This window comes from Clostridium beijerinckii (assembly GCF_008705175.1).
GTDB lineage: Bacteria > Bacillota > Clostridia > Clostridiales > Clostridiaceae > Clostridium > Clostridium beijerinckii.
Genome location: NZ_CP043998.1, coordinates 895001 through 900000 on the forward strand (window position 1 = coordinate 895001; position 5000 = coordinate 900000).

Annotated in this window: 2 protein-coding genes and 2 rRNA genes (2 of these 4 running past the window's edge); all 4 read left to right on the top strand. The window is 37.4% G+C overall.

Features of this window, described 5'->3' with window-relative positions; all coding sequences use genetic code 11:
• Positions 1-2026, top strand: a 23S ribosomal RNA gene (locus F3K33_RS04165); it begins 884 nt to the left of the window's first position.
• A 140-nt stretch (positions 2027-2166) separates the two neighbouring features.
• Positions 2167-2283: ribosomal RNA gene (gene rrf / locus F3K33_RS04170) — 5S ribosomal RNA — on the top strand.
• A gap of 553 nt (positions 2284-2836) precedes the next feature.
• A complete protein-coding gene (locus F3K33_RS04175) occupies positions 2837-3745 on the top strand; it encodes a GNAT family N-acetyltransferase (protein WP_031276455.1) in 909 nt (302 codons plus the stop codon).
• 351 nt (positions 3746-4096) lie between these two features.
• Positions 4097-5000: the 5' portion of an MFS transporter gene (locus F3K33_RS04180; protein WP_039768857.1), read on the top strand. Its footprint extends 347 nt past the window's final position; only the first 904 of its 1251 coding nucleotides appear in the window; the start codon lies at positions 4097-4099; its stop codon lies beyond the right edge, outside the window.

The following is a 5000-nucleotide window of genomic DNA, read 5'->3' on the forward strand; positions in this document are numbered from 1 at the left end:
GTGAGTAGTGGAGGTAGAGCACTGAATAGGCTAGGGGGCATAGCGCTTACCGAACCTTATCAAACTCCGAATGCCACATACTATCAGTCCGGCAGTCAGACTATGAAAGATAAGTTCCATGGTCAAAAGGGAAACAGCCCAGATCGTCAGCTAAGGTCCCAAAGTGTAAGTTAAGTGGAAAAGGATGTGGGATTTCTAAGACAACTAGGATGTTGGCTTAGAAGCAGCCACTCATTAAAAGAGTGCGTAATAGCTCACTAGTCAAGAGATCCTGCGCCGAAAATGTCCGGGGCTCAAACTTACCACCGAAGCTACGGGTTCACGCATTAGCGTGAGCGGTAGAGGAGCGTCGTAATCGGGCTGAAGTCGTACCGTAAGGAGCGGTGGACTGATTACGAGTGAGAATGTTGGCATTAGTAGCGAGATGTAGGCGAGAATCCTACAGGCCGAATATCTAAGGTTTCCTGAGTAAAGTTTGTCTTCTCAGGGTTAGTCGGGACCTAAGGCGAGGCCGAAAGGCGTAGTCGATGGACAATTGGTTGATATTCCAATACCACTATAATCGTTATTATCGATGGTGTGACGGAGAAGGATAGGATGTGCTAGCTATTGGATGCTAGTCTAAGCGTTTAGGGAGTTGGGATTGGCAAATCCGTTCCAACAATTCTGAGGCGTGATGGGGAAGGTTCTACGGAACCGAAGTATCTGATTCCATGCTTCCAAGAAAAGCATCTAGAGAGAGAAGTAGTGCCCGTACCGCAAACCGACACAGGTAGATGAGGAGAGAATCCTAAGGCCGACGGAAGAATTGCAGTTAAGGAACTAGGCAAATTGACCCCGTAACTTCGGGAGAAGGGGTGCCTGAGAAATCAGGCCGCAGAGAATAGGCACAAGCAACTGTTTAACAAAAACACAGGTCTCTGCTAAAGCGAAAGCTGATGTATAGGGGCTGACGCCTGCCCGGTGCTGGAAGGTTAAGGGGAACACTTAGTGGTAACGCGAAGGTGTGAACTTAAGCCCCAGTAAACGGCGGCCGTAACTATAACGGTCCTAAGGTAGCGAAATTCCTTGTCAGGTAAGTTCTGACCCGCACGAATGGCGTAATGACTTGTGCACTGTCTCAACTGCAAATCCGGCGAAGTTGTAGTGCGAGTGAAGATGCTCGCTACCCGCGATTGGACGGAAAGACCCCGTAGAGCTTTACTGTAGCTTAGCATTGAATTTCGGTATTGTCTGTACAGGATAGGTGGGAGACTGGGAAACTAGGGCGTCAGCCTTGGTGGAGTCGTTGTTGGGATACCACCCTGATAGTATTGAAGTTCTAACTGGATGCCATGAAACTGGTGACAGGACATTGTTAGGTGGGCAGTTTGACTGGGGCGGTCGCCTCCTAAAATGTAACGGAGGCGCCCAAAGGTTCCCTCAGAACGGTCGGAAATCGTTCGAAGAGTGTAAAGGCAGAAGGGAGCCTGACTGCGACACCTACAAGTGGAGCAGGGACGAAAGTCGGGCTTAGTGATCCGGTGGTACCTCGTGGGAGGGCCATCGCTCAACGGATAAAAGCTACCTCGGGGATAACAGGCTGATCTCCCCCAAGAGTTCACATCGACGGGGAGGTTTGGCACCTCGATGTCGGCTCGTCGCATCCTGGGGCTGAAGTAGGTCCCAAGGGTTGGGCTGTTCGCCCATTAAAGCGGCACGCGAGCTGGGTTCAGAACGTCGTGAGACAGTTCGGTCCCTATCCGTCGCGGGCGTAGGAAATTTGAGAGGAGCTGTCCTTAGTACGAGAGGACCGGGATGGACTGACCTATGGTGTACCAGTTGTTTCGCCAGAAGCATAGCTGGGTAGCTAAGTCGGGAAGGGATAAACGCTGAAAGCATCTAAGTGTGAAGCCCACCTCAAGATGAGATTTCCCATAGCATAAGCTAGTAAGACCCCTTGAAGACTACAAGGTTGATAGGTCAGAGGTGTAAGTGCGGCAACGTATTTAGCTGACTGATACTAATAGGTCGAGGGCTTGACCAATATAGTCAAGTTGTAAATACATTAAAGAAACTGTGTGCAATTTTGAAAGAACAAAACTTTCAATTGAATAAGGAATACAAATCGCTTTAGCGATTTGCATAAGTTTTTCAACCAAATCAGAGATTTGGGAAAAGCTAATATCTCGTGATGATGGCATAGAGGTAACACTCCTTCCCATTCCGAACAGGAAAGTTAAGGTCTATAGCGCCGATGGTACTGCATGGGAGACTGTGTGGCAGAGTAGGACGTTGCGAGGTAAGCAAAAAAGATAGTTGTAATAACTATCTTTTTTTATTTTGCATAAAAAATGTGATTACTAATTTTAGTGAAGGAATAGAATAATAAATTTGAATTAATTGACAAATATTTTTGCATATGATAATGTTAATTTATTGAAGGATTTATTGTAAAAGTATAGTAAGTCTTATGAAAGGAGAAATGGTAATATGATAAAGAGTGTAAAGGTGATTGCTGTTTAAAAATAAATATGGGCGGAAATACATTCTTATGGTAGTTGTACCTTTTATTTGTGTTATATTTTCGCGGAATTTAGATAACCTTTCATAAATATGTGTACTATTAAGGACGAATATCATAACAGGTTTGCCTGTTTTTATAATGCCCGCAGATAGAAGCCATCTATAGGTTTGTGTCTGCGGGATTTTTCTGTCCATTTTTAGAGATTCAGTAATATCAATAGTATATGATAAGATCAGCAATCAAAAAGGAGAGATGTGCAATGAAGAATTTAAAATTAAAATCTATGAAAAATTTAAAAATTTCAAAAGCAAGCAAAAAGGAGATTTTAAAATGAAAGAAGTAAATCATATAATAACTATGAAGCAATATATAGGTGAAAAAGAATATAAAGATATAAATGAACTTCAAGAAATCATAACTTCAAAGGATAAAGTAAATTTAAAGTTGGAAGTAGACTTTAAATTAGAAATGAATAAAAATTCAGAAACATCAAAGAAGAGATTAAATGAATTTTTATATTATGTAGATTATGTTTTAGTTGCTTATCTTGGAATTTCATGTTTTGGAGGAAATATAGCTGAGCTTAATGGAATGACTCATCCAGAGTGGAGGAGAAAAGGTATCTTTAAAAAACTCTTTGACCTTGCAATAGATGAATGTAGTAGGAATGGTTTTAAGAAGATATTATTATTAACAGATGGTAAATCTAAATCTGGAAATGAATTTATAAAAGCAGTAGGAGGAGAATACGATTTTTCTGAATATGGGATGGAATTAATAAGTCAGCATTTTTTAGAAAATTTATTTCCTATTAATTTAAGAAAAGCAAAGGCATCAGATAAGAAGGAATTATCAAGACAAGACTTGATTTATTTTTCTGATAAGGAGGAAAATGAAAGTTTCAAAGTTTTAGCTGAAGAAGAAACTGAACAAATTGAGGAAGATGAATCAAGAATAAAAAATGCCTATATAGCTGAATTAGACAATGAAGTCATAGGTAAAATTCATATTGAATATAATGATTACTCAGCTTTCATATTGGGTTTTGGCGTGTTACCAGAGTTTAGAGGAAAAGGCTATGGAAGAGCAGTACTAAAGGCAGCTTTAAAATTAATAAGTGAAAAAGATATAAAGCAAGTAGAATTAGATGTGGCTGATAAAAACAGTAGGGCACTTAATTTATATAAATCGTGTGGATTTAAAGAAAAATCTGTGATGAACTATTTTGTGAAATTTTAACTACTGCTTAGTTTAAAGGAGAGGAAGCTGTCACTATCAGGCTAAAATCCGATAGTGATAGCTTCTGATGTAGACAGTATCATATAACTATTTATATATTCATTAATTCCTTATAAAGTTTATTAGCTTCTTTATATATTCTTCTAAATATTAACCTAATACTTCTAATGCAAATGTCATAAAATAGGATCCAATAAATAAAAAGATAATAATCATATTTGACTAAAATATTGAAATATAGATAAAATTATAGCATTAAAATGGTAATTTATATAAAAATTATTTAGTGGGAATGTTTTGGAATTTAAGGATTTTATAGGTAAAATATATTAAGAAAAGGGGGCATAACAAATGAAAGATTTCATTAATAATTATAAAGGATTACCAAAGGAAATGTATGTGATATGTTTTGCTACACTTATTAACAGACTTGGAGATTTTGTAGTACCATTTCTCGCATTATATCTTACTCAAAAAATTGGAATGACAGCTGCAGCAACTGGAGTTATAGTTACATTATCATCTATTGTAGGCATACCAGCATCCATTTTAGGTGGAAAAATATCAGATATGTTTGGAAGAAAAAAAATATATACATATGCACAAAGTATAGCAGCAGTAACATTAATACCTTGTGCTTTCACTAAAAGTGTTTCGATTACTATAATGTGTTTATTGATAAGTACATTTTTTAATGGTTTTGTACGTCCAGCATTTCAATCAATGATTCAAGATATACTCTCTAAGGAAGAAAGACAAGCTGGATTTTCTCTTAACTACCTAGCGATAAATGCAGGAGTTGCAATTGGACCAATAATAGCAGGTTTTTTATTTAATAATCTTTTACCATTATTATTTTTAGGGGATACACTAACTTCTTTAATAGCAGTCTTTTTGGTATGGAAAAATATCAAAGAGACTTATCCGGTAAATAGTAAATTAAAGGTTGAAAGTAAAGCTGAAATAGCAGAAAATGGAAATACGTTTCAAATGCTTTGGAAAAGGCCAGCATTAAGTCTATTTCTAGTTTTATATATGGTATATAACTTTATTTATGCTCAGCATAAGTTTTCTTTGCCTATAACTTTAAATGCTCAATTTAATAATGAAAGTGCTAAACTTTTGGGCTACATTATGAGTATAAATGCTGTAACTGTTTTAGTCCTTACAATTTTTATAGGTTTTATAACTAAAAGAAATCATCAGTTAACTAATATGGCTTTTACGGGAATATTATATGCTATAGGATTTGGAA

Bases quoted from the DNA above. Each gene is read 5' to 3' on its own strand.
- F3K33_RS04175 (WP_031276455.1), top strand. From the start codon at position 2,837: ATGAAAGAAGTAAATCATATAATAACTATGAAGCAATATATAGGTGAA.